Source organism: Pseudomonas sp. WS 5027 (assembly GCF_012985695.1).
GTDB classification, from domain to species: Bacteria; Pseudomonadota; Gammaproteobacteria; order Pseudomonadales; family Pseudomonadaceae; genus Aquipseudomonas; species Aquipseudomonas hygromyciniae.
In genome coordinates this window covers 518,891-540,952 of record NZ_JAAQWU010000001.1, presented here as the reverse complement: position 1 = coordinate 540,952, position 22,062 = coordinate 518,891, and the positions used below count along the sequence as shown (strand labels likewise).

Annotated in this window: 25 protein-coding genes; 15 read left to right on the top strand and 10 right to left on the bottom strand. The window is 61.5% G+C overall.

Features of this window, described 5'->3' with window-relative positions; all coding sequences use genetic code 11:
- The first annotated feature begins 13 nt into the window (after nt 1-13).
- From HBO09_RS02510 to HBO09_RS02470, 9 genes are all read left to right on the top strand, one after another.
- The gene (locus HBO09_RS02510; RefSeq protein ID WP_169991407.1) at nt 14-700 is read left to right on the top strand and encodes a YggS family pyridoxal phosphate-dependent enzyme; all 687 of its coding nucleotides are present in this window, start codon (nt 14-16) and stop codon (nt 698-700) included.
- A gap of 33 nt (nt 701-733) precedes the next feature.
- Entirely contained in the window at nt 734-1,552 is an 819-nt protein-coding gene (gene proC / locus HBO09_RS02505) for a pyrroline-5-carboxylate reductase (RefSeq protein ID WP_169991405.1), read from the top strand.
- Nucleotides 1,553-1,561: 9 nt separating this feature from the next.
- Nucleotides 1,562-2,152, top strand: a complete 591-nt coding sequence (locus HBO09_RS02500) for a YggT family protein (RefSeq protein WP_038444147.1) — start codon at nt 1,562-1,564, stop codon at nt 2,150-2,152.
- A 154-nt stretch (nt 2,153-2,306) separates the two neighbouring features.
- On the top strand, nt 2,307-3,446 hold the full coding sequence (locus tag HBO09_RS02495) for a homoserine O-acetyltransferase (protein WP_169991403.1): 1,140 nt from the start codon (nt 2,307-2,309) through the stop codon (nt 3,444-3,446).
- A 7-nt stretch (nt 3,447-3,453) separates the two neighbouring features.
- Nucleotides 3,454-4,074, top strand: a complete 621-nt coding sequence (gene metW / locus HBO09_RS02490; RefSeq protein ID WP_003213768.1) for a methionine biosynthesis protein MetW — start codon at nt 3,454-3,456, stop codon at nt 4,072-4,074.
- Between the two features lie 21 nt (nt 4,075-4,095).
- Complete coding sequence (locus HBO09_RS02485) at nt 4,096-4,530, top strand: DUF4426 domain-containing protein (RefSeq protein ID WP_169991401.1); 435 nt, start codon at nt 4,096-4,098, stop codon at nt 4,528-4,530.
- Complete coding sequence (gene rdgB / locus HBO09_RS02480) at nt 4,527-5,123, top strand: RdgB/HAM1 family non-canonical purine NTP pyrophosphatase (RefSeq protein ID WP_169991613.1); 597 nt, start codon at nt 4,527-4,529, stop codon at nt 5,121-5,123. Before HBO09_RS02485 ends, rdgB begins: the two co-directional genes overlap by 4 nt.
- Complete coding sequence (hemW, locus tag HBO09_RS02475) at nt 5,120-6,322, top strand: radical SAM family heme chaperone HemW (protein WP_262381160.1); 1,203 nt, start codon at nt 5,120-5,122, stop codon at nt 6,320-6,322. Before rdgB ends, hemW begins: the two co-directional genes overlap by 4 nt.
- Before the next feature lie 18 nt (nt 6,323-6,340).
- Nucleotides 6,341-6,664: a DUF3392 domain-containing protein gene (locus HBO09_RS02470; RefSeq protein ID WP_029300493.1), complete on the top strand. Its 324-nt coding sequence runs from the start codon at nt 6,341-6,343 to the stop codon at nt 6,662-6,664.
- Between the two features lie 152 nt (nt 6,665-6,816).
- On the opposite strand, the gene trmB is transcribed toward HBO09_RS02470, so the two are convergent.
- From trmB to HBO09_RS02450, 4 genes are all read right to left on the bottom strand, one after another.
- Nucleotides 6,817-7,542, bottom strand: a complete 726-nt coding sequence (trmB, locus tag HBO09_RS02465) for a tRNA (guanosine(46)-N7)-methyltransferase TrmB (protein WP_029300750.1) — start codon at nt 7,540-7,542, stop codon at nt 6,817-6,819.
- 9 nt (nt 7,543-7,551) lie between these two features.
- Nucleotides 7,552-8,346, bottom strand: coding sequence for a thiazole synthase (locus HBO09_RS02460; RefSeq protein ID WP_017845016.1), 795 nt, complete (start codon nt 8,344-8,346; stop codon nt 7,552-7,554).
- Nucleotides 8,347-8,401: 55 nt separating this feature from the next.
- Nucleotides 8,402-8,602, bottom strand: a complete 201-nt coding sequence (gene thiS, locus HBO09_RS02455; RefSeq protein ID WP_162947777.1) for a sulfur carrier protein ThiS — start codon at nt 8,600-8,602, stop codon at nt 8,402-8,404.
- A 71-nt stretch (nt 8,603-8,673) separates the two neighbouring features.
- Nucleotides 8,674-9,054, bottom strand: a complete 381-nt coding sequence (locus HBO09_RS02450) for a DUF423 domain-containing protein (protein WP_169991399.1) — start codon at nt 9,052-9,054, stop codon at nt 8,674-8,676.
- Between the two features lie 74 nt (nt 9,055-9,128).
- On the opposite strand from HBO09_RS02450, the gene mtgA reads away from it, so the two are divergent.
- Entirely contained in the window at nt 9,129-9,851 is a 723-nt protein-coding gene (mtgA, locus tag HBO09_RS02445) for a monofunctional biosynthetic peptidoglycan transglycosylase (RefSeq protein WP_169991397.1), read from the top strand.
- Nucleotides 9,852-9,922: 71 nt separating this feature from the next.
- On the opposite strand, the gene rpoH is transcribed toward mtgA, so the two are convergent.
- The 4 genes from rpoH to ftsY form a co-directional block, all read right to left on the bottom strand.
- Complete coding sequence (gene rpoH / locus HBO09_RS02440) at nt 9,923-10,777, bottom strand: RNA polymerase sigma factor RpoH (RefSeq protein ID WP_169991395.1); 855 nt, start codon at nt 10,775-10,777, stop codon at nt 9,923-9,925.
- 114 nt (nt 10,778-10,891) lie between these two features.
- Nucleotides 10,892-11,914: a permease-like cell division protein FtsX gene (ftsX, locus tag HBO09_RS02435; protein ID WP_029300742.1), complete on the bottom strand. Its 1,023-nt coding sequence runs from the start codon at nt 11,912-11,914 to the stop codon at nt 10,892-10,894.
- The gene (gene ftsE, locus HBO09_RS02430) at nt 11,911-12,582 is read right to left on the bottom strand and encodes a cell division ATP-binding protein FtsE (protein ID WP_003213784.1); all 672 of its coding nucleotides are present in this window, start codon (nt 12,580-12,582) and stop codon (nt 11,911-11,913) included. Before ftsE ends, ftsX begins: the two co-directional genes overlap by 4 nt.
- A complete protein-coding gene (gene ftsY, locus HBO09_RS02425; RefSeq protein ID WP_169991393.1) occupies nt 12,579-14,012 on the bottom strand; it encodes a signal recognition particle-docking protein FtsY in 1,434 nt (477 codons plus the stop codon). The genes ftsE and ftsY overlap by 4 nt, the downstream gene beginning before the upstream one ends.
- Before the next feature lie 341 nt (nt 14,013-14,353).
- On the opposite strand from ftsY, the gene HBO09_RS02420 reads away from it, so the two are divergent.
- The 4 genes from HBO09_RS02420 to HBO09_RS02405 all read left to right on the top strand — a co-directional run bounded on the left by HBO09_RS02420 (nt 14,354) and on the right by HBO09_RS02405 (nt 18,867).
- Nucleotides 14,354-15,709, top strand: a complete 1,356-nt coding sequence (locus HBO09_RS02420) for a pitrilysin family protein (RefSeq protein ID WP_169991391.1) — start codon at nt 14,354-14,356, stop codon at nt 15,707-15,709.
- Nucleotides 15,702-17,192 carry a pitrilysin family protein gene (locus tag HBO09_RS02415; RefSeq protein ID WP_169991389.1) on the top strand — a complete coding sequence of 497 codons (1,491 nt, stop codon included), beginning with the start codon at nt 15,702-15,704 and terminating at the stop codon, nt 17,190-17,192. The genes HBO09_RS02420 and HBO09_RS02415 overlap by 8 nt, the downstream gene beginning before the upstream one ends.
- Nucleotides 17,192-17,806 (top strand): 16S rRNA (guanine(966)-N(2))-methyltransferase RsmD, encoded by a 615-nt coding sequence (gene rsmD, locus HBO09_RS02410; protein WP_169991386.1) that lies wholly within the window; start codon nt 17,192-17,194, stop codon nt 17,804-17,806. Before HBO09_RS02415 ends, rsmD begins: the two co-directional genes overlap by 1 nt.
- Before the next feature lie 65 nt (nt 17,807-17,871).
- Nucleotides 17,872-18,867, top strand: coding sequence for a hydrolase (locus tag HBO09_RS02405; RefSeq protein WP_169991384.1), 996 nt, complete (start codon nt 17,872-17,874; stop codon nt 18,865-18,867).
- A gap of 51 nt (nt 18,868-18,918) precedes the next feature.
- Here HBO09_RS02405 and HBO09_RS02400 read toward each other — a convergent pair whose 3' ends face one another.
- A complete protein-coding gene (locus HBO09_RS02400; RefSeq protein ID WP_169991381.1) occupies nt 18,919-19,773 on the bottom strand; it encodes a sulfurtransferase in 855 nt (284 codons plus the stop codon).
- Nucleotides 19,774-19,806: 33 nt separating this feature from the next.
- Nucleotides 19,807-20,478 (bottom strand): TetR/AcrR family transcriptional regulator, encoded by a 672-nt coding sequence (locus HBO09_RS02395; RefSeq protein WP_029300622.1) that lies wholly within the window; start codon nt 20,476-20,478, stop codon nt 19,807-19,809.
- 147 nt (nt 20,479-20,625) lie between these two features.
- Between HBO09_RS02395 and HBO09_RS02390 the strand changes: the two genes are divergently transcribed.
- Nucleotides 20,626-22,053: a coniferyl aldehyde dehydrogenase gene (locus HBO09_RS02390; RefSeq protein ID WP_169991379.1), complete on the top strand. Its 1,428-nt coding sequence runs from the start codon at nt 20,626-20,628 to the stop codon at nt 22,051-22,053.
- Nucleotides 22,054-22,062 lie beyond the last annotated feature (9 nt).

The window sequence follows — 22,062 nt, the reverse complement described above, 5'->3', positions numbered from 1 at the left end:
GGGCGCAACTTGAATGTCGACCATAGCAGACAATATTGGCCTGGTTAGTCAGCGGATCCGTGCTGCGGCCCAGGCCGTGCAACGCGATGAATCCAGCGTGCATTTGCTGGCGGTCAGCAAGACCAAGCCCGCGCAAGCCGTGCGCGAAGCCTATGCCGCCGGGATGCGCGACTTCGGCGAGAACTACTTGCAGGAAGCCCTCGGCAAACAAGCCGAATTAACCGACCTGCCCTTGAGTTGGCACTTCATCGGCCCCATTCAATCGAACAAGACGCGCGCTATCGCCGAGAACTTCGCTTGGGTGCATTCCGTGGACCGCCTGAAAATCGCCCAACGCCTGTCCGAGCAACGCCCGGCCGACCTGCCGCCGCTCAATATCTGCATTCAGGTCAATGTCAGTGGCGAAGCCAGCAAGTCCGGCTGTACACCCGCCGATTTGCCAGCACTGGCCGAGGCGATCCAGACCCTGCCCCGCTTGAAGCTGCGGGGCCTGATGGCGATCCCCGAGCCCACCGACGACCGTGCACAGCAAGATGCGGCGTTTGCGAGGGTGCGTGACTTGCAAGCGAGCCTGAACCTGGGGCTCGACACACTTTCCATGGGCATGAGCCATGACCTTGAGTCGGCCATTGCCCAAGGGGCCACCTGGGTGCGGATCGGTACCGCGCTGTTTGGTGCCCGCGACTACGGCCAGCCATGAAATGGCTGACTTCCATCTGAGTAAGGACCTGTCATGAGCAGCACGCGTATAGCCTTTATCGGCGCCGGTAACATGGCGGCCAGCCTGATCGGCGGCCTGCGGGCCAAGGGCCTGGAAGCTTCGCAGATTCGTGCCAGCGATCCGGGTGCCGAGACCCGCGCCCGGGTGAGCGCCGAGCACGGTATCGAAACCTTCGCCGACAACGCCGAGGCCATCCAGGGCGTCGATGTGATCGTGCTGGCAGTCAAGCCACAGGCCATGAAGGCCGTGTGCGAAGCGCTGCGCCCAAGCCTGGCACCGCAGCAACTGGTGGTGTCGATTGCTGCCGGCATCAATTGCGCCAGCATGAACAGCTGGCTCGGCGCCCAGCCCATCGTGCGTTGCATGCCCAATACGCCTTCACTGCTGCGCCAAGGCGTGAGCGGCTTGTACGCGACTGCACAAGTCAGCAGCGCACAGCGTGAGCAGGCCCAGGAGCTGTTGTCGGCCGTAGGCTTGGCCCTGTGGCTGGACGAAGAACAGCAACTGGACGCCGTCACGGCAGTGTCCGGCAGTGGCCCGGCGTATTTCTTCCTGCTGGTCGAAGCCATGACCGCCGCTGGCGTGAAGCTGGGCCTACCACGGGAAATCGCCGAGCAACTGACTCAGCAAACCGCCCTCGGCGCTGCGCATATGGTGGTGTCCAGCGATGTGGACGCAGCCGAGTTGCGGCGTCGCGTGACCTCGCCCAATGGCACCACACAAGCTGCCATCGAATCGTTCCAGGCTGGGGGCTTTGAAGCCCTGGTCGAAAAAGCACTGGGTGCCGCCGCGCACCGCTCGGCCGAACTGGCCGAACAACTGGGTCAATAAGGAGCCAATATGATTGGTTTGAACACCGCAGCCGTCTACGTGCTGCAAACCCTCGGCAGCCTGTATCTGCTGATCGTGCTGTTGCGTTTTGTCCTGCAACTGGTACGCGCCAACTTCTACAACCCGCTCTGCCAATTCGCCGTGAAGGCCACCCAGCCGCTGCTCAAGCCGTTGCGCCGGGTGATCCCGAGCCTGTTCGGCCTGGACATGTCGTCGCTGGTCCTGGCGATCCTGGTGCAACTGGCGCTGATGGCCCTGACGCTGCTGCTGACCTACGGCACCATGGGCAACTTCCTGCAACTGCTGGTCTGGGCTGTGATCGGCGTGACCGCACTGTTCCTGAAGATTTTCTTCTTCGCCCTGATCATCAGCGTGATCCTGTCCTGGGTCGCGCCGGGCAGCCATAACCCTGGCGCCGAACTGGTCAACCAGATCTGCGAACCGGCCCTGGCGCCGTTCCGCAAGATCCTGCCGAACCTCGGCGGCCTGGATATCTCGCCGATCCTCGCGTTCATGGTGCTAAAGCTCCTGGACATGCTGGTGATCAACAATCTGGCGGCCATGACCATGATGCCGGACATCCTGCGCCTGCTGATCTGACCGGCCCGCACCTGGTATAGATATCTGTGGGAGCTGGCTTGCCAGCTCCCACTTTTTTGTAACTGTGTCTTGAAGTGAATCCATGCAGGCCTTTGCTTGCCGCTAGCCCCCCCGCTCTTTAGACTTACGCCTCATTTAAACGAGAGCAGGGTCGATGCCAGCTGCCTTCCCCCCCGATTCTGTTGGACTGGTCGTGCCCCAAGTGGCGCATTTCAGCGAACCCCTGGCCCTGGCCTGCGGTCGATCGCTGCCGGCCTATGACCTGATCTATGAAACCTACGGTCAGTTGAACGCCACGGCCAGCAATGCTGTGCTGATCTGCCACGCCCTGTCTGGCCATCACCACGCCGCCGGCTACCACAGCGCCGACGAGCGCAAGCCCGGCTGGTGGGACAGTTGCATCGGCCCCGGCAAGCCCATCGACACCAACAAGTTCTTCGTGGTCAGCCTGAACAACCTCGGCGGTTGCAATGGGTCCACCGGCCCCAGCAGCCTCAACCCGGAAACCGGCAAGCCGTTCGGTGCCGACTTCCCGGTACTGACCGTGGAAGACTGGGTGCACAGCCAGGCGCGCCTGGCCGACCTGCTGGGCATCCAGCAATGGGCCGCCGTGATCGGTGGCAGCCTGGGCGGCATGCAGGCCCTGCAATGGACCATCACCTACCCGGATCGCGTGCGCCATTGCCTGGCCATCGCCTCGGCCCCCAAGTTATCGGCGCAGAACATCGCCTTCAACGAAGTGGCGCGCCAGGCAATCCTCACCGACCCCGAGTTCCACGGTGGCTCGTTCCAGGAAGCCGGGGTGATTCCCAAGCGCGGCTTGATGCTGGCGCGGATGGTCGGGCATATCACCTATCTGTCCGATGACTCCATGGGCGAGAAATTCGGCCGTGGGCTCAAGAGCGAGAAGCTCAACTACGACTTCCACAGCGTCGAATTCCAGGTTGAAAGCTACCTGCGTTACCAGGGCGAGGAGTTCTCCGGGCGTTTTGACGCCAACACCTACTTGCTGATGACCAAGGCACTGGACTACTTCGACCCGGCGGCAAACTTTGATGACGACCTGGCGAAGACCTTCGAGGGGGCCAGCGCCAAGTTCTGCGTGATGTCGTTTACCACTGACTGGCGCTTCTCGCCGGCCCGTTCGCGGGAACTGGTGGATGCGCTGATGGCCGCCCGCAAAGACGTGTGCTACCTGGAGATCGATGCCCCCCAAGGCCACGACGCCTTCCTGATCCCGATCCCGCGCTACCTGCAGGCGTTCAGCAACTACATGAACCGCATTACATTGTGAGAAAGCCATGAGAGCCGACCTGGAAATCATCCAAGACTGGATCCCCGCCGGCAGCCGCGTGCTCGACCTGGGTTGCGGCGATGGCGAACTGCTGAGCTGGCTGCGCGACAACAAGCAAGTCACCGGCTACGGCCTGGAAAACGACCCGGACAACATCGCCCAGTGCGTGGCCAAGGGCATCAACGTGATCGAGCAGGACCTGGACAAGGGCCTGGGCAACTTTGCCAGCAACAGCTTCGATATCGTGGTGATGACCCAGGCCCTGCAGGCCGTGCACTACCCGGATCGGATTCTCGACGAGATGTTGCGCGTCGGCCGCCAATGCATCATCACCTTCCCCAATTTCGGCCACTGGCGCTGCCGCTGGTACCTGGCCACCAAGGGCCGGATGCCGGTTTCGGATTTCCTGCCGTACACCTGGTACAACACACCTAACATTCACTTCTGCACCTTCGAGGACTTCGAAGCGCTGTGTGGCGAACGTGAAGCCAAGGTGATCAACCGGCTTGCCGTCGATCAACAGCATCGCCACGGCTGGGCAAGTAAGCTATGGCCTAATCTTTTAGGTGAAATCGGGATTTATCGGGTCAGCAGTCCTGGCCTGACCGATCATCAGATTGCCGTCTAACCATTTTCGAGGAGGACGATCATGAGTCGCCTGGCTATTTTTCTACTCACCGCGTGCCTGGGTGCCAACGCCATGGCCGCCGATGCTATCGACAGCAAACGCCTGAAAGAATTTGGCGATATTACGGTGCACTACAACACCTTCACCTCCACCTTCCTGCAGCCCGAAACAGCTCAGGCCATCGGCGTGGTGCGCGACAAGAACAAGGGTTTGATCAATGTATCGGTGATCAAGGGCGTGGAGCCCGTGGCGGCGCAAGTGACCGGCACGATCAAGGATTTGACCGGCAAGATTGAAAGGCTGAACTTCAAGCAAATCATCGAAAAAGGCGCGATCTACTACCTCGCCACCTATACGGTGCCGCAGCAGGAACACCGCACCTTTACCATCAATGTTGAAACCGGCGGCAAGGCCCACGGTTTCAGTTTCACCCAAGAACTGTTCCCGGCCGAATAATGAACCTGACACAACTCGTACTGGCCAGCCATAACGCCGGCAAACTCAAGGAACTGCAAGCCATGCTCGGCGAATCGGTGCACTTGCGCTCGATCGGCGAGTTCAGCCAGGTGGAACCTGAAGAAACCGGCCTGTCGTTCGTCGAAAACGCCATCCTCAAGGCCCGCAATGCCGCGCGCATTTCCGGCCTGCCGGCATTGGCCGACGATTCAGGCCTGGCCGTGGACTACCTCGGCGGCGCGCCGGGCATCTACTCGGCGCGCTATGCCGACGGCAAAGGCGACGCGGCCAACAACGCCAAGCTGCTTGACGCCCTCAAGGACGTGCCGGACGCGATGCGCGGCGCGCAGTTTGTCTGCGTGCTGGCCCTGGTGCGGCATGCCGATGATCCGCTGCCGATCCTCTGCGAAGGCCTGTGGCACGGGCGCATCCTGCATGCGGCCAGTGGCGAGCACGGGTTTGGCTATGACCCGCTGTTCTGGGTACCGGAGCGCAATTTCTCCAGCGCCGAACTGAGCCCCGCCGATAAGAACCAGATCAGCCACCGCGCCCGCGCAATGGATTTGCTGCGCCAGCGTCTGGGCTTGAAATGACCCACGACACCCCGGCGCTGCCGCTGATTCACGGTGGCGCGCAAACACCTCGGGCGGCCCTGCCCGTGCTGCCGCCCCTGGCGCTGTACATCCACATCCCGTGGTGCGTGCGCAAATGCCCCTATTGCGACTTCAACTCCCACACCGCCAGCAAGGTGCTGCCGGAACAAGAGTATGTCGATGCGTTGCTGGCGGACCTGGATCAGGATCTGCACGCGGTGTATGGCCGCCAGTTGAGTTCGATCTTCTTTGGCGGCGGCACACCCAGCCTGTTCAGTGCTGCGGCGCTGGGCCGACTGTTGGAAGGCGTGGAGCAACGCATCCCGTTTGCCCGCGACATCGAGATCACCCTGGAAGCCAACCCCGGCACCTTCGAGCAAGAGAAGTTCGTCGCCTACCGCAAGCTGGGGATCAATCGCCTGTCCATCGGCATCCAGAGCTTCCAGCAGGAAAAGCTCGAGGCCCTGGGCCGCATCCACAACGGCGACGAAGCCGTACGCGCCGCCGGCATGGCGCGCCAGGCCGGGTTCGATAACTTCAACCTGGACCTGATGCACGGCTTGCCCGATCAGTCCCTGGACGATGCCTTGAGCGACCTGCGCCAGGCCATCGCCCTCAAGCCGACCCACCTGTCGTGGTACCAACTGACCCTGGAACCCAACACGGTGTTCTGGAACCAGCCGCCGGTGCTGCCGGAAGACGACACCCTGTGGGATATCCAGGAAGCCGGCCAAGCCCTGCTCGCCGAGCACGGTTACGCCCAGTATGAAGTCTCGGCCTACGCCCAACCGGGCCGACCTGCACGACATAACCTCAATTACTGGAGCTTTGGCGACTTTATCGGCATCGGCGCCGGCGCCCACGGCAAGCTCAGCCATCCAGACGGGCGCATTGTGCGCACCTGGAAAACCCGTGCACCGAAGGACTACCTCAACCCGGCAAAAAACTTCCAGGCCGGAATGAAAGAGCTGACCAATGAAGAGCTGCCTTTCGAGTTCTTGATGAATGCCCTGCGCCTGACTGACGGTGTTGAAGCCAGGCTTTATGCCGAACGCACTGGCCTGGACCTGGCCAGCCTGGATGAGGCCCGTCGCGAGGCAGAACAAAGTGGCTTATTGCAGGTCGAACCGTCACGCCTGGCGGCCACGGACCGTGGGCAACTCTTTCTCAATGACCTGCTGCAGAAGTTTTTGAGCTGATCGCTCTAAGGAAATCGAATGGATCTGGTACTAGACCTGCTCGCCACCGTATCCCGCTGGAGCCGTAGCAACCTGTCGGAAATCTCCCTGGCACTGGTAGGCTGCCTATTGGTGCTGTTTGGCGCCGATATCAAGGGCTGGGTCGAAGCGCGCCTGGGCAATATCGCCGGCGCCTTGCGCGTACCGTTGATGGCCCTGCTGTGCATGATCGGCAGTGGTGCCGCGCTGATCTACGCCACACCGTGGATTGTACGGGGCTTGAGCCAGTTCAATAACTACAGCCTGGCGCCGGTGCTGTTGGTGGTGCTGGTGTTGATTGGCGTGGTTGCCGACCGCCGCTGACCAAAAGCCCAACACCACAAAACTGTAGGAGCGAGCTTGCTCGCGAAGAACGTTAACGATAACGCAGAGCTATCAGGTAGCCCGCGTCGCCTGTCCGTTTTTCGCGAGCAAGCTCGCTCCTACAGTTGATCGCATTTCAGTCTTCTAGCTGGTCAAGCCAGCTTTTCGAACTTCAAATCCCAAACCCCATGCCCCAATCGCTCGCCACGGCGTTCGAACTTGGTGATCGGGCGCTCGGCCGGGCGTGGCACGCATTGACCATCTTCGGCCAGGTTGCGGTAGCCAGGGGCGACGTTCATCACTTCCAGCATGTACTCCGCGTACGGTTCCCAATCGGTGGCCATGTGCAGGATGCCGCCCACTTTCAGCTTGCTGCGTACCAGTTCCGCGAAGGAGGCCTGGACGATGCGGCGCTTGTGGTGGCGGCTCTTGTGCCATGGATCCGGGAAAAACAGCATCAGGCGGTCGAGGCTGTTGTCGGCGATGCAGCGGTTGAGCACTTCGATCGCGTCGCAGTCATATACCCGCAGGTTTTTCAGGCCCTGGGTCAGCACGCCGTTGAGCAATGCACCCACGCCCGGACGGTGGACTTCCACGCCGATAAAATCTTGCTCGGGCGACGCAGCGGCCATTTCCAACAGGGAATGGCCCATGCCGAAGCCGATTTCCAGGGAGCGCGGGGCTGAACGGCCAAACACCTGGTCGAAGTCCACCGGCGCATCAGCCAGGGGCAGGACGAACAACGGCGTGCCCTGGTCCAGGCCCTTTTGCTGGCCTTCGGTCATGCGCCCGGCACGCATCACAAAGCTTTTGATGCGGCGGTGCTTGGACTCGTCGCCTTCTTCCACGGGGTTCGGCGTTTCGTTTGATTCAGTCATCAATGGCTCTTACTTGATCAGACCATCCAGCGGCGAGGAGGCGCTGGCGTAAAGTTTTTTCGGCATACGCCCGGCGAGATACGCCAGGCGGCCGGCGACAATCGCGTGTTTCATGGCTTCGGCCATCATGATCGGCTGTTGCGCGTTGGCGATGGCCGAGTTCATCAGCACCGCCTCGCAGCCCAACTCCATGGCGATAGTGGCATCGGACGCGGTGCCGACGCCGGCATCCACCAGCACTGGGATCTTGGCTTCTTCGAGAATAATCTGCAGGTTGTACGGGTTGCAGATCCCCAGGCCAGTGCCGATCAGGCCGGCCAGCGGCATGACTGCGATGCAGCCGATTTCGGCCAGTTGGCGGGCGATGATCGGGTCATCGCTGGTGTAGACCATCACGTCGAAACCTTCCTTGACCAAAGTTTCGGCGGCCTTGAGGGTTTCGATCACGTTGGGGAACAGGGTTTTCTGGTCCGCCAGCACTTCCAGCTTCACCAGGTTGTGGCCGTCGAGCAACTCACGGGCCAGGCGGCAAGTGCGCACGGCTTCGATGGCGTCGTAGCAACCGGCGGTGTTGGGCAGGATGGTGTAGCGGTCCGGCGGCAGGATATCCAGCAGGTTCGGTTCGCCCGGGTTCTGGCCGATGTTGGTGCGGCGCACGGCCACCGTCACGATTTCGGCGCCAGAGGCTTCGATAGCCAGGCGGGTTTCTTCCATGTCGCGGTATTTGCCGGTGCCTACCAACAAACGCGACTGGTAGGTACGACCGGCCAGGACGAAGGGCTTGTCGCTACGAACGATGCTCATGGGAAATCCTCGAGTTGGGGTGAGGTTCTGCAGAATTCGGGTAGTTGCCCCAGGGCTAGCCGCCGCCGATGGCGTGGACCACTTCAACCTGGTCGCCTTCAGTGAGGGCGGTTTCGGTGTGCTGGCTACGCGGGACGATATCCTGGTTCAGCTCCACTGCGACGCGACGTCCGGTCAGTTCCAGACGGGTCAGCAGGGCCGCGACGGTTTCACCGTCGGGCAGTTCATAGGATTCGCCGTTCAATTGAATGCGCATGCCACGGGCCGCCATCGTTTTTAGGGGCCAGCATTCTAGCCTGATCGTGACCTGAAGGTCAGCTACAAGCGTCAGGCGGTCAGTTGCAGGCGCCAGGCGGCGAGCCCCAGGCACAGCCAGCCAATCAGGAATGCCAGGCCGCCAAACGGCGTGATGATCCCCAGTTTGCCGATGCCGACGGTGGTCAGCAGATACAGGCTGCCGGAGAACAACAGGATACCGATGCTGAACGACACCCCCGCCCACATCACCAGGCGCCCGGGAACATGCGCGGCCAGCAGGGCCACGCCAAACAACACCAGGGCATGCACCAACTGGTAGGTAACGCCGGTATGGAAAATCGCCAGGTATTCAGCACTCAAGGTTTTTTTCAGACCGTGGGCCGCGAACGCACCCAGGGCCACACCGGTAAAACCGAAAAAGGCAGCCAACATCAGAAAGCCACGCAGCATGAGGAACTCCAGTCAGACTCAAAGGGCCGGGTCTGTATAATGGCCCGCTCAACGGGTTCGGCCAAGCCATCTCTATGCTGCGTGTCCTCTTCAGTCGTTTTCTCAAAGTCGTGAAATGGTTTGTCATCGCCAGCGTTTTGCTGGTGCTGCTGTTTCGTGTCGTCCCGCCACCGTTCACCGCGCTGATGGTCGAGCGCAAGATCGAATCCTGGATCGACAGCGAGCCTATTGACCTGCAACGCACCTGGGTGCCGTGGGATGAGATCTCCGACGACCTGAAATTGGCGGTCATGGCCGGCGAAGACCAGCGTTTCCCGCAGCATTGGGGTTTTGACTTTGGCGCGATCCAGGCCGCCCTGCTACATAACGAGCGCGGCGGCTCGCTGCGTGGCGCCAGCACGTTGAGCCAGCAGGTGTCGAAGAACCTGTTCCTGTGGGCCGGCCGCAGTTATCTGCGCAAGGGCCTGGAAGCCTGGTTTACCGGATTGATCGAGATCCTCTGGCCCAAGCAGCGGATCCTTGAGGTGTACTTGAACAGCGTGGAGTGGGATGAAGGGGTGTTTGGCGCAGAGGCGGCGGCGCGGCATCACTTCGCAGTGAGTGCCAAAGGGCTTTCGCGGCAGCAGGCCAGCTATCTGGCCGCGGTGCTGCCCAATCCGCGGGTGTGGAGTGCCAGCCACCCAACCGCGTATGTGGCGCGGCGGGCGGCTTGGATTCGTCAGCAGATGGGGCAGTTGGGTGGCACGGGTTACTTGAATGAGCTGAACACTACGCGAAAGGCGCCGTGGTCCAACTGATACAGGACGCGACACAAACAAAAATGCCCCGATCTTTCGATCGGGGCATTTTTTTGGCCGTTCGCTGCGTGTTAGGCGGCGATCGACAGTTTTAGCTTGTTCATCGCGCTCTTCTCAAGCTGACGAATCCGCTCGGCCGACACGTTGTACTTTTGCGCCAGGTCGTGCAGCGTGGCTTTTTCTTCTGCCAGCCAGCGCTGGTAGAGGATGTCACGGCTGCGGTCGTCCAGCACTTCCAGTGCTTCGTGCAGGTTGTGGTTGGAGTTGTCGCTCCAATCGGCATCTTCCAGTTGACGCGCCGGGTCGTACCGGTGGTCTTCCAGGTAGTTGGTCGGCGATTGGAAGGCGCTATCGTCGTCCGCTTCGGCGGCCGGGTCGAAGGCCATGTCATGGCCGGTCAGGCGACTTTCCATCTCGCGCACTTCCCGAGGCTCCACACCGAGGCTTTCGGCCACACGGTGGACTTCCTCGTTGTTGAGCCACGCCAGGCGTTTCTTCTGGCTGCGCAGGTTGAAGAACAGTTTGCGCTGGGCCTTGGTGGTCGCCACTTTCACAATGCGCCAATTGCGCAGGATGAACTCGTGGATTTCCGCCTTGATCCAGTGCACGGCGAACGACACCAGACGCACACCCATTTCCGGGTTGAAGCGTTTTACAGCCTTCATCAGGCCGACGTTGCCTTCCTGGATCAGGTCAGCCTGTGCCAGGCCGTAGCCGCTATAGCTACGGGCGATATGTACGACAAAACGCAGGTGGGCGAGCACCATCTGCCGAGCCGCCCCCAAATCCTGCTCATAGTAGAGACTCTCGGCCAGTTCACGCTCCTGCTCGGGCGTCAGCAAAGGAATGCTGTTGACCGTGTGCACATAGGCTTCCAGGTTCGCACCTGGGACCAGAGCATAAGCAGGTTGCAAAGAAGTGGTCATACGAAAAAACCTCCGACTCACATAACTCGTGCAGTTCAGCACTGCGAAAATTGACCGGGAACCGTAGGACAAGTTCCCTATAAACGCTGAAAGGTCAATACAAGCAAAAAGACACTATTTCGGCGCCAGCTCCCTGAGATGGCGTGCGACTGCGATCCATGCACCGATATAACCCAACAACACCGCGCCAAGCAAGAGTGATAGACCATCGGCAGCGGGTACGCCAGCCAGGGCAAAGTCACTGCCATACAAACCGGCCAGGCCGACTACCGCGTCGTTCAGCCAATCCAGGCCAAACGCCAATACGCCCCAGGACAGAATCCCGGCACCGAAGCCATAAAGCGCGCCCATGTACAGAAAAGGACGACGCACATAGCTGTCTGTGCCGCCCACCAGTTTAATCACTTCTATCTCGGTGCGACGGTTTTCAATATGAAGACGAATGGTATTGCCTATCACCAAAAGTAATGCAGAAACCAGCAACACCGTCAGGCCGAAGACAAACCGGTCGCCCAGCTTGAGAATCGCCGCCAGACGCTCGACCCAGACTAAATCAAGCTGCGCCTGTTGTACCTTGGGCAGTTCAGCCAATTTTTGTCTTAATGCTTCAAGGGCCGTCTTGTCGATTTCATTTGGCGTCACCAACACCACGCCCGGCAGCGGGTTCTGCGGCAGCTCCTTGAGCGCCTCGCCCAGGCCGGATTGCTGCTGGAATTCTTCCAGGGCCTGGTCGCGGCTGATGTACTCGGCATCCGCCACGCCCGGCAGGTTCTTGATCTGCTCGCGCAAGGCCTCGCCTTCTGTGGCGCTGGCATCCAGTTGCAGGTACAGGGAAATCTGCGCCGCGCGCTGCCAGGAGCCGCCCAGACGCTCGACATTATTAAGCAGCAACGACAACCCCATCGGCAGGCTCAACGCCACAGCCATTACCAGGCAGGTAAAGAAGCTGCCAATCGGCTGTTTGCCCAAGCGGCGCAGGCTATCCACCAGGCTGGCGCGATGGCTTTCGATCCAGGCGTGCAGCAAGGTGCTGAAATCGGGACCATCGTCTTCGTCGCGTTTCTTTTTCTGCGGTTGCGGATCGGCTGCTTTCGGCGCTACGCGCTCGGAAACTTTAGGGCTGCGTGTGGCACTCATACGCCGGCCTCCCCATCACCAATCAGGCGGCCGCGCTGCAGGGTCAGCATGCGATGGCGCATGCGCGCGATCAATGCCAGGTCGTGACTGGCAATCAGCACGCTGGTGCCCAGGCGGTTGATGTCTTCAAAAACACCCATGATTTCTGCGGCCAGGCGCGGGTCGAGGTTACCGGTGGGTTCGTCCGCCAGCAGCAGGGCCGGGCGATGGACGATGGCGCGGGCAATGCCGACGCGCTGTTGCTGGCCGGTGGACAGGTCGCCGGGATACAGATCGGTCTTGTCCGACAACGCCACGCGCTCAAGGGCCGAATCCACACGCTTGACGATTTCGGCCTTGGACAGGCCGAGAATCTGCAATGGCAGGGCGATGTTGTTGAACACCGTGCGATCGAACAGCAACTGGTGGTTCTGGAACACCACACCGATCTGCCGGCGCAGGAACGGGATTTGCGCATTGCTGATGGTGGCCAGGTCCTGGCCGGCCAGCAGCAGTTTGCCGGTGGTCGGGCGCTCCATGGCCAGCAACAGGCGCAGCAAGGTACTTTTGCCCGCACCGGAGTGCCCGGTAACAAACAAGAACTCGCCACGGCGCACCCGAAAACTCAGCTCATGCAAGCCGACATGCCCGTTGGCGTACCGCTTGCCCACCTGTTCAAAACGAATCATGAACGCTCCCGCTCGGCAAACAGTGCCTGGACAAAGGGTTCGGCCTCGAACGTGCGCAGGTCATCAATACCTTCGCCGACACCGATATAACGAATCGGCAGCCCGAATTGTTTAGCCAGGGCGAAAATAACCCCGCCCTTGGCCGTGCCATCGAGCTTAGTCAATGCCAGGCCAGTCAGTTGTACCGTCTGGTTGAATTGCTTGGCCTGGCTGATCGCGTTCTGCCCGGTACCGGCGTCCAGCACCAACAGCACCTCGTGCGGCGCATCGGCGTCGAGCTTGCCCATCACCCGGCGGACTTTCTTCAACTCTTCCATCAGGTTGTCTTTGGTATGCAGGCGACCGGCGGTATCGGCGATCAGCACATCGATGTTACGGGCCTTGGCGGCCTGCACGGCGTCGAAGATCACCGAGGCGGAGTCGGCGCCGGTGTGCTGGGCGATGACCGGGATCTTGTTGCGCTCGCCCCACACCTGCAATTGCTCCACCGCAGCGGCGCGGAAGGTGTCACCGGCGGCGAGCATGACTTTCTTGCCTTCCAGTTGCAGCTTCTTCGCCAGCTTGCCGATGGTGGTGGTCTTGCCGGCGCCGTTGACGCCTACCACCAGGATCACGAAAGGCTTTTTCTCGGTAATCACCAGCGGCGCTTCCACCGGCTTGAGCATGGCGGCCAGTTCAGCCTGCAATGACTTGTAAAGCGCATCGGCGTCAGTGAGCTGCTTGCGCGCCACCTTCTGGGTCAGGCTCTGGATGATCACGGCGGTGGCTTCGACGCCCACGTCAGCAGTCAGCAGGCGGGTCTCGATGTCTTCGAGCAACTCGTCATCAATGATTTTCTTGCCGAGGAACAGGCTCGCCATGCCTTCGCCGATACTGGCGCTGGTCTTGCTCAGGCCTTGCTTGAGGCGGGCAAAGAAGCCGGTCTTGCTGACTTCGGCAGGCGCTTGGACAGGCTCAGGTACTGCGACAGGCTCGATGACTGCGGGAGCAGCAGCGACCACCACTGCAGCGGGCTCGACTATCAGCGGGGCCGGCTCAGCGACGACGGGCAGCGGCTCGACAGGCTCGGCAATAGCAGGAGCAGGGATCGGCGGCGTCACGTGCTCGGCCTGCACATCCTCGACCAGCGCCACAGGCTCTTCAGCCACCGGCAATGACGGCCATGGTTTTTGCTCTGGCTCTGGCGCAGCTTCCACCACAGGCTGCAAGACCGGCTCGGCCATAGGCAACACCACCGGCGCCTCGGCGACAGCCTCGGCCACCGGCTCAATCGCAGGTTCCGCCTGCAGAACAGGCTCGGGCACAGGCTCAGGTTGGACTTGCGGCTGTTCGACGACGGTTTCCTGCGGCTTTTTGCGCAGCCATCCGAACAGGCCTTTTTTCTCGCCAGCCGCAGCTGGGCTCTTCTTGTCGTCGTTGGAACCAAACATGGAGGACGGCTATCTCACGGTAGCGACGCGCCTAGGTGGCGCCTCGGTAAATAATATTCGATGCGCAACAGACTGTTTTTTAGCCAGCTTGTTCATGCGCAGCATTTTGTGAGGCGTGAATACAGCCTCAACAAATCGATTCAATATAGGACTGAAGCGATAAAATCGGCGAAAAGCGGATTAAAACCGGGGAAACCCACCGATAACTCCATCTTTACGACGACTGGATCCGAAACGATATGACAGCCGCAGTGGCCGCCGCTAATACGGATCAGTATCCTAGCACCTCCTCGCCCGCCGACGCTAAGACCAAGCGGGCAGCCCAACAGGTTTAAAAACGAATGAATGCTCTAGCCCGCCGCGCCGCAGGCCTGCTGCTCAGCACAGTTTGTCTGCCCCTTTCAGCCTTGGCTGCCGACCCACAACCCACCCATGAATTCACCCTGGACAACGGCCTCAAGGTCGTCGTGCGCGAAGACCATCGCGCCCCGGTAGTGGTCTCGCAGGTCTGGTACAAGGTCGGCTCCAGCTATGAAACCCCTGGCCAGACCGGTTTGTCCCACGCCCTGGAACATATGATGTTCAAGGGCAGCTCCAAGACCGGCCCCGGTGAAGCCTCGCTGATCCTGCGCGACCTGGGCGCCGAAGAAAACGCCTTCACCAGCGACGACTACACCGCCTACTACCAAGTACTGGCCCGCGACCGCCTGGGCGTTGCCCTGGAGCTGGAAGCCGACCGCATGGCCACCCTGCGCCTGCCGGCCGACGAATTCAGCCGCGAGATAGAAGTCATCAAGGAGGAGCGCCGCCTGCGCACCGATGACAACCCGATGTCCAAGGCCTTCGAACGCTTCAAGGCCATGGCCTACCCGGCCAGCGGCTATCACACGCCGACCATCGGCTGGATGGCCGACCTGGACCGCATGAAGGTCGAGGAACTGCGCCACTGGTACCAATCCTGGTACGTGCCAAACAACGCCACGCTGGTAGTGGTCGGCGACGTGACCCCGGATGAGGTGAAAACCCTGGCCCAGCGTTACTTCGGCCCGATCCCCAAGCGTGACGTGCCACCGGCGAAAAAGCCCCTGGAGCTGGCCGAGCCGGGCGAGCGCCTGCTGACCATGCATGTGCAGACTCAATTGCCGAGCGTCATCCTGGGCTTTAACGTCCCGGGCCTGGCCACCGCCGAAGACAAACGCTCGGTCAACGCCCTGCGCCTGATCTCGGCACTGCTCGATGGCGGCTACAGCGCGCGCATCCCGAGCCAGCTGGAACGCGGTGAAGAACTGGTGTCCGCTGCCTCGACCAACTACGACGCCTACACCCGTGGCGACAGCCTGTTCACCTTGAGCGCCACGCCCAACCAGCAGAAGAAGAAAACCGTGGCCCAGGCCGAAGCCGGGCTCTGGCGCCTGCTGGATGAACTCAAGGCCAAGCCACCGACCGCCGAGGAGCTGGAACGCATCCGCGCCCAGGTCATTGCCGGCGTGGTCTACGAGCGCGACTCCATCACCAGCCAGGCCACGGCCATTGGCTCCCTGGAAACGGTCGGCCTGTCGTGGAAACTCATGGACACCGAACTTGCCGAGCTGCAAAGCGTGACGCCCGAGGACATCCAGAAGGCCGCTCGCACGTATTTCACCCGCGAACGTCTGAGTATCGCCCATGTCCTGCCCGAGGAGACCACTCATGAGTGATCGCAAAAACAACCGCCTGGTACTGCCCGGCCTGATCGTCGTGACCCTGGTGGCGGCGGTCGCGTTGTATATCGGTCGCCCGGACGACTCCGTTGCGAGCCCGGCACTGGAGCAGGCCAAGTCCAGCAAGACCCTGCAATCCCTGGCAGAACTGGACGGCAAGAACCCGACCAACCGCCAGCTCAACGTGCAGACCTGGAATACCGCCGAAGGCGCCAAGGTGCTGTTCGTCGAGGCCCACGAACTGCCGATGTTCGACATGCGCATCCTGTTCGCCGCTGGCAGCAGCCAGGACGGCAACACGCCAGGCCTGGCCCTGCTGACCAACGCCATGCTCAACGAAGGCGTGCCGGGCAAGGACGTGGGGCAGATTGCCGCCGGTTTTGAAGGCCTGGGTGCCGATTTCAGCAACGGCGCCTACCGCGATATGGCGCTGGTCTCGCTGCGCAGCCTCAGTGCCGCCGACAAGCGCGACGCCGCCCTCACGCTGTTTGACCAGGTGATCGGCCAGCCGACCTTCCCCGCCGATTCCCTGGCGCGGATCAAGAACCAACTGCTGGCCGGCTTCGAGTACCAGAAGCAGAACCCGGGCAAGCTGGCGAGTATCGAGTTGTTCAAGCGCCTGTACGGCGACCATCCCTATGCGCACCCGAGCGAAGGCACGCCTGAGAGCGTTCCGGCTATTACCCAGGCTCAGTTGAAGGCATTCCATGCCAAGGCCTATGCCGCTGGCAACGCGGTGATCGCGATGGTCGGCGACCTGTCCCGGGCCGACGCCGAGGCCATGGCGGCCAAGGTGTCCGCATCGCTGCCCAAGGGCCCGGCACTGGCGAAGATCGCCGAACCGACCGAGCCCAAGGCTGGCCTGGGGCATATCGAGTTTCCATCCAAGCAGACGCACCTGCTGTTCGCACAACTGGGCATCAACCGCGCCGACCCGGACTACGCCGCCCTGTCCCTGGGCAACCAGATCCTGGGTGGTGGTGGTTTTGGCACCCGCCTGATGAGCGAAGTACGTGAGAAGCGTGGCCTGACCTATGGCGTCTATTCGGGCTTCTCGCCGATGCAGGTGCGTGGCCCATTCATGATCAACCTGCAGACCCGCGCCGAAATGAGCGGTGGCACCTTGCGCCTGGTGGAGCAAGTGCTGGCCGACTACCTCAAGACCGGGCCAACGCAAAAAGAACTGGATGACGCCAAGCGCGAACTGGCCGGCAGCTTCCCGCTGTCCACCGCGAGCAACGCCGATATCGTCGGGCAACTGGGCGCCATGGGTTTCTACAACCTGCCGCTCAACTACCTGGAAGATTTCATGAAGCAATCCCAGGCCCTGACCGTAGAGCAGGTCAAGGCCGCCATGAACAAACACTTGAGCAGCGATAAAATGGTGATCGTGACCGCTGGTCCCACCACCGCGCAAAAGCCACTACCGCCCCCCACTGATAAACCTGCCGAGCAGCCGCTCGGGGTTCCGGAGCATTAATGGCCAGTCCATCGCGCCCTAAAAAACCTGTCCATAACGTTCATAACGGTGTGGGCCAACTGCGCATCATTGGCGGCCAATGGCGCAGCCGCAAGCTGAGTTTCCCCGATGTGGTGGGCCTGCGCCCCACCCCGGATCGAGTCCGCGAGACCCTGTTCAACTGGCTCGCACCGTACATCGAAGGGGCCAAGGTACTTGACCCGTTCGCCGGCAGTGGCGCGCTGTTCCTGGAATCCCTGTCCCGTGGCGCCGCCCTGGGCCAAGCCCTGGACGCGAGCAACGTGGCGGTTTCCAGCCTGCGTGAACACTTGGGCACCCTGCGTTGCACCACCGGCCATGTACAGACCGCCGATGCCCTGCGCTACCTGGAAACCCAGGCGGCCAGTGCATTCGACGTGGTCTTCCTCGACCCGCCGTTCAACCAGAACCTGTTGCCAACCGTCTGCGCGCTGCTGGAAGAGCGCCAATGGCTGGCCGATGACGCCTGGGTCTACACCGAAAGCGAAACCGCGCCGTCGACCCTGGGCTTGCCGGGCAACTGGCGCCTGCACCGCGAGCAAAAATCCGGGCGGGTGTATTACGCGCTGTGGCAAAGAACGCTGCCGACCGCTTAAATCGTGGCGAGGAGGCTTGCCGGGACGCCGTATCGCCCTTAAGAGTTGTGTCGAGACCCTTCATCGTGCCGAAACCCTCAGACCGTTTCACCCCAGCCTTCGGCCTCGGTAACCCCCACCTGCAAACGTTGTGGGGCCCACTCTGGCGCCCCACCACCCACCTCGATCGCCAGCGCGAGCGTCTGTGGCTGGAGGATGGTGACTTTCTCGACCTCGACTGGCATGGCCCCCATGACCCGCACACGCCACTGGTGCTGGTGCTGCATGGCCTGACAGGCTCATCCAACTCGCCCTACGTCGCCGGCCTGCAAAAAGCCCTGGCCAGCCAAGGCTGGGCCAGCGTCGCGCTGAATTGGCGCGGTTGTTCCGGCGAACCCAACCTGCTCGCCCGCAGTTACCACTCGGGCGCCAGTGAAGACCTGGCGGCCGCCATCGCGCACCTGCGGGCCAAGCGCCCGCTGGCGCCTCTGTATGCCGTGGGTTACTCCCTGGGTGGCAATGTGCTGCTCAAGCACCTGGGCGAAACCGGTGAAAACTCCGGCCTGCAAGGAGCGGCAGCGGTGTCGGTGCCGTTTCGCCTGGACCAGTGCGCCGACCGCATCGGCCTGGGGTTTTCACGGGTCTATCAAAAGCATTTCATGCGCGAGATGCTCGACTACATCCGGGTCAAGCAGCGCCAGTTCCTGGCGGACGGACGCGAAGAAGCGCTGAAGACCCTGGCCGAACTGGGCTCGCTGGATAAAATGCGCACCTTCTGGGATTTTGACGGCCGCGTCACCGCACCGCTGCATGGCTACCTGAGTGCCGAGGACTATTACCGACGGGCGTCGAGCCGTTACTTTCTAGGGGCGATTCGCACGCCGACGCTGATCATCCAGGCGGCGGATGATCCTTTTGTGTTTGCCCACAGCTTGCCCCTGGCCAGCGAACTGTCGGACTGCATCGAGTTTGAACTACAGGCCAAGGGCGGGCATGTGGGGTTTGTCGATGGTTCGCTGAAGGCGCCTGGCTACTACCTGGAGCGGCGGATACCGCAATGGTTACGGGTAAAACACGGTTAATCATGTAGGAGCGGGCAAGCCCGCTCCTACATTTGATCGGGGATTACCCGCTCAATCGCCGGTAGCAATTTCGCGCTGCGGATCAGTGATCCACTCACTCCACGATCCCGCATACAACTTGCCCAACGGATACCCCGCCAGGCTCAGGGCAAACAGGTTGTGACACGCTGTCACGCCCGAGCCGCAATACGCCACCAACTCATCCGGCGAACGACCTTGCAATTTGTCGGCAAACCGCTGCCGGAGCTGCTCCACCGGCAAAAAGCGCCCATCACTGCCCAGGTTCTCGCTGAACGCCGCACACTGCGCCCCGGGAATATGCCCGGCAATCGGGTCGATCGGTTCCATTTCGCCGCGAAAGCGCGGCAAGGCACGGGCGTCGATCAGCGTCAGGCCCGGCTGGCCCAGGCGTTGTTGCAGGTGTTCGGCATCCAGCAGCAGATGGTTGTCCGGGCTGCCGGTAAAGGTGCCGGACTCGGCGCTCGGCGCATCCAGGCTCAAGGGGAAGCCGGCGCTATGCCAGGCCTTCAGCCCACCGTCGAGGATCGACACGCCGTCGCGCTTGCCCAGCCAGGCCAGCAGCCACCAGGCACGGGCGGCATACGCGCCTGGGCCGTCGTCATACAGCACGATCTCGCTGTCGGCGTTGATGCCCCAGGCCTGCAACTGCTGGACCAGCGCCTGAGGCGCCGGTAGCGGATGGCGACCGGTCACGCCCTTGGTCACCGGCCCGCTGAGGTGGCGCTCCAGGTCCGCATACTGCGCGCCCTCGATATGCCCCTCGGCGTAGCTGCAACGCCCGTAATCCGGGTCTTCCAGGGCAAAGCGGCAATCGAGGATGACGAGGCCTGCGTGCTTCTGGCGTTCGGCCAGTTGTTGCGGGCTGATCAGTTGCGCAAGCGACATAACGGACTCCTGGAAATACGTTCGGGAAAGGGCCTACTTCACTTCTTCCAGTGCCTGACTCAACGGCACGTAAAACTCCTTGAACAACGCGTCCACGGCCTCTTTGGCCTGGGGCGTGATAAACCCTGCCTCCAGCACCAGCACCTGGTACACCCCGCGCTTGATTGCCTCGGCACTCAGGTGTGCGGAGTTCTCGTTGGTGGTGCACAAAAAACGCACCCAGGAGGTAAGGATAATCCAGGCGTTGAGGGTCAAGGCTTCGGTCTGCACCGGGTCCATGTTCAGGATCCCTGCCTCGACAAATCCCCTGTAAATCGCGCCACCCTGGATCAGGCAGCGCTGGGAGAAGCGCCGGTAACCGGTGGCCAGTTCCGGGTCGCTTTCCAGCAGATGCTCCAGATCGCGGTGCAGAAAACGATAGCGCCACATGCCCGCCAGCACCGCCTGCAGGTAGAAACGCTTGTCCTCGACCACCATGGCGCGCCCCTGGGGCGGGCGCAGGAAGCTGTCCACCAACGCTTCGTACTCGCGAAACAGCACCGCGATAATCGCCTGCTTGTTCGGGAAGTGGTAGTACAGGTTGCCCGGGGATATTTCCATATGGGCGGCAATATGGTTGGTGCTGATGCTGCGCTCGCCCTGCTGGTTGAATAGCTCCAGGCTGGTTTGCACAATGCGTTCGCTGGTCTTTACTCGTGGTGCCATGGGGGATCGGCTTCTTGAATCCTGATACAAACATCTTACGGTCTATCCTTGCCAGGATAAAACTGCATGTTGCAGCGAAGGCATTTGACAAAATAGAGTAATGACTCTAAAAACGCAGGTATTCCAATAATAATCGGGAACTGCGTCATGTCTGCCAACGTTGCTTACTTGCAAGATTCCCAGGCGCTGGACCAACTCCAGGACCTGTTCGCTGCCCAGCGCCGCGCCTATGCAGCCAACCCGATGCCACCGGCGGCGCAGCGCCTGCAGTGGCTCAAAGCCTTGCGCGACCTGCTCAGCGATGAGCGTCAGGCGCTGATCGAGGCCATCAGCAACGATTTCAGCCATCGCAGTGCCGATGAAACCCTGTTCGCCGAGCTGATGCCCAGCCTGCATGGCATCCACTACGCCAGCAAACACCTCAAGGGCTGGATGAAACCGTCGCGCCGCGCTGTAGGTATAGCCTTCCAGCCGGCATCTGCCAAAGTGATCTATCAACCCCTGGGGGTCATCGGGGTGATCGTGCCCTGGAACTACCCGCTGTACCTGGCTATCGGCCCGCTGGTCGGTGCGTTGGCGGCAGGTAACCGGGTGATGCTCAAGCTCAGCGAATCCACCCCGGCCACTGGCCAGTTGCTCAAGAACCTGCTGGCGCAAATCTTCCCCGAAGACCTGGTGTGCGTGGTGCTCGGCGAAGCCGAAGTGGGCATGGCGTTTTCCAAACTGCCTTTTGATCACCTGCTGTTCACCGGTGCCACCAGCATCGGCAAGCACGTCATGCGCGCCGCCGCCGAGCACCTGACCCCGGTCACCCTGGAGCTGGGCGGTAAATCCCCGGCGATTGTCTCGGCGGATGTACCGCTCAAGGACGCCGCCGAACGGATCGCCTTCGGCAAGGCATTGAATGCCGGGCAAACCTGTGTGGCGCCGGACTACGTGCTGGTACCCGAGGATCGGGTAGATGGCTTCGTCGCGGCGTACACCCAGGCGGTACGCGGGTTTTATCCGACCCTGGCCGATAACCCGGACTACACCGCAATCATCAACGAGCGACAACTCGCCCGGCTCAATGCTTACGTCAAGGACGCCACCGACAAGGGCGCGACCCTGGTGCCGCTCTACGACCAGGGCCAGGCCCGGCGCATGGCCCATAGCCTGCTGCTGAACGTCAGCGATGAAATGACCGTGATGCAGGACGAGATTTTCGGCCCGGTGCTGCCCATCGTGCCCTATCGCGGGATCGACCAAGCCTTCGCCTACATCAACCAGCGCCCTCGCCCACTGGCGCTGTATTACTTCGGCTACAACAAGGCTGAACAGAATCGCGTACTCCACGAAACCCATTCCGGCGGCGTGTGCCTGAACGACACCCTGCTGCATGTGGCCCAGGACGATATGCCTTTTGGCGGCATCGGCCCCTCGGGCATGGGCCACTACCATGGCCATGAAGGGTTCCTCACCTTCAGCAAGGCCAAGGGCGTGCTGATCAAACAACGCCTGAATGCGGCCAAGCTGATTTACCCGCCGTATGGCAAGGCCATCCAGAAACTGATCCAGAAGCTGTTCGTGCGCTAAAACCGTTAT

Coding starts and splice junctions, on each gene's coding strand:
- HBO09_RS02470 (WP_029300493.1), top strand. CDS start 6,341: ATGGATCTGGTACTAGACCTGCTCGCCACCGTATCCCGCTGGAGCCGT.
- trmB (WP_029300750.1), bottom strand. CDS start 7,542: ATGACTGAATCAAACGAAACGCCGAACCCCGTGGAAGAAGGCGACGAG.
- rsmD (WP_169991386.1), top strand. CDS start 17,192: ATGGCCAGTCCATCGCGCCCTAAAAAACCTGTCCATAACGTTCATAAC.
- HBO09_RS02510 (WP_169991407.1), top strand. CDS start 14: ATGTCGACCATAGCAGACAATATTGGCCTGGTTAGTCAGCGGATCCGT.
- hemW (WP_262381160.1), top strand. CDS start 5,120: ATGACCCACGACACCCCGGCGCTGCCGCTGATTCACGGTGGCGCGCAA.
- ftsX (WP_029300742.1), bottom strand. CDS start 11,914: ATGAGTGCCACACGCAGCCCTAAAGTTTCCGAGCGCGTAGCGCCGAAA.
- ftsE (WP_003213784.1), bottom strand. CDS start 12,582: ATGATTCGTTTTGAACAGGTGGGCAAGCGGTACGCCAACGGGCATGTC.
- ftsY (WP_169991393.1), bottom strand. CDS start 14,012: ATGTTTGGTTCCAACGACGACAAGAAGAGCCCAGCTGCGGCTGGCGAG.
- HBO09_RS02460 (WP_017845016.1), bottom strand. CDS start 8,346: ATGAGCATCGTTCGTAGCGACAAGCCCTTCGTCCTGGCCGGTCGTACC.
- HBO09_RS02420 (WP_169991391.1), top strand. CDS start 14,354: ATGAATGCTCTAGCCCGCCGCGCCGCAGGCCTGCTGCTCAGCACAGTT.
- HBO09_RS02415 (WP_169991389.1), top strand. CDS start 15,702: ATGAGTGATCGCAAAAACAACCGCCTGGTACTGCCCGGCCTGATCGTC.
- HBO09_RS02395 (WP_029300622.1), bottom strand. CDS start 20,478: ATGGCACCACGAGTAAAGACCAGCGAACGCATTGTGCAAACCAGCCTG.
- metW (WP_003213768.1), top strand. CDS start 3,454: ATGAGAGCCGACCTGGAAATCATCCAAGACTGGATCCCCGCCGGCAGC.
- HBO09_RS02500 (WP_038444147.1), top strand. CDS start 1,562: ATGATTGGTTTGAACACCGCAGCCGTCTACGTGCTGCAAACCCTCGGC.
- HBO09_RS02485 (WP_169991401.1), top strand. CDS start 4,096: ATGAGTCGCCTGGCTATTTTTCTACTCACCGCGTGCCTGGGTGCCAAC.
- HBO09_RS02495 (WP_169991403.1), top strand. CDS start 2,307: ATGCCAGCTGCCTTCCCCCCCGATTCTGTTGGACTGGTCGTGCCCCAA.
- proC (WP_169991405.1), top strand. CDS start 734: ATGAGCAGCACGCGTATAGCCTTTATCGGCGCCGGTAACATGGCGGCC.
- HBO09_RS02390 (WP_169991379.1), top strand. CDS start 20,626: ATGTCTGCCAACGTTGCTTACTTGCAAGATTCCCAGGCGCTGGACCAA.
- rpoH (WP_169991395.1), bottom strand. CDS start 10,777: ATGACCACTTCTTTGCAACCTGCTTATGCTCTGGTCCCAGGTGCGAAC.
- HBO09_RS02450 (WP_169991399.1), bottom strand. CDS start 9,054: ATGCTGCGTGGCTTTCTGATGTTGGCTGCCTTTTTCGGTTTTACCGGT.
- mtgA (WP_169991397.1), top strand. CDS start 9,129: ATGCTGCGTGTCCTCTTCAGTCGTTTTCTCAAAGTCGTGAAATGGTTT.
- thiS (WP_162947777.1), bottom strand. CDS start 8,602: ATGCGCATTCAATTGAACGGCGAATCCTATGAACTGCCCGACGGTGAA.
- HBO09_RS02400 (WP_169991381.1), bottom strand. CDS start 19,773: ATGTCGCTTGCGCAACTGATCAGCCCGCAACAACTGGCCGAACGCCAG.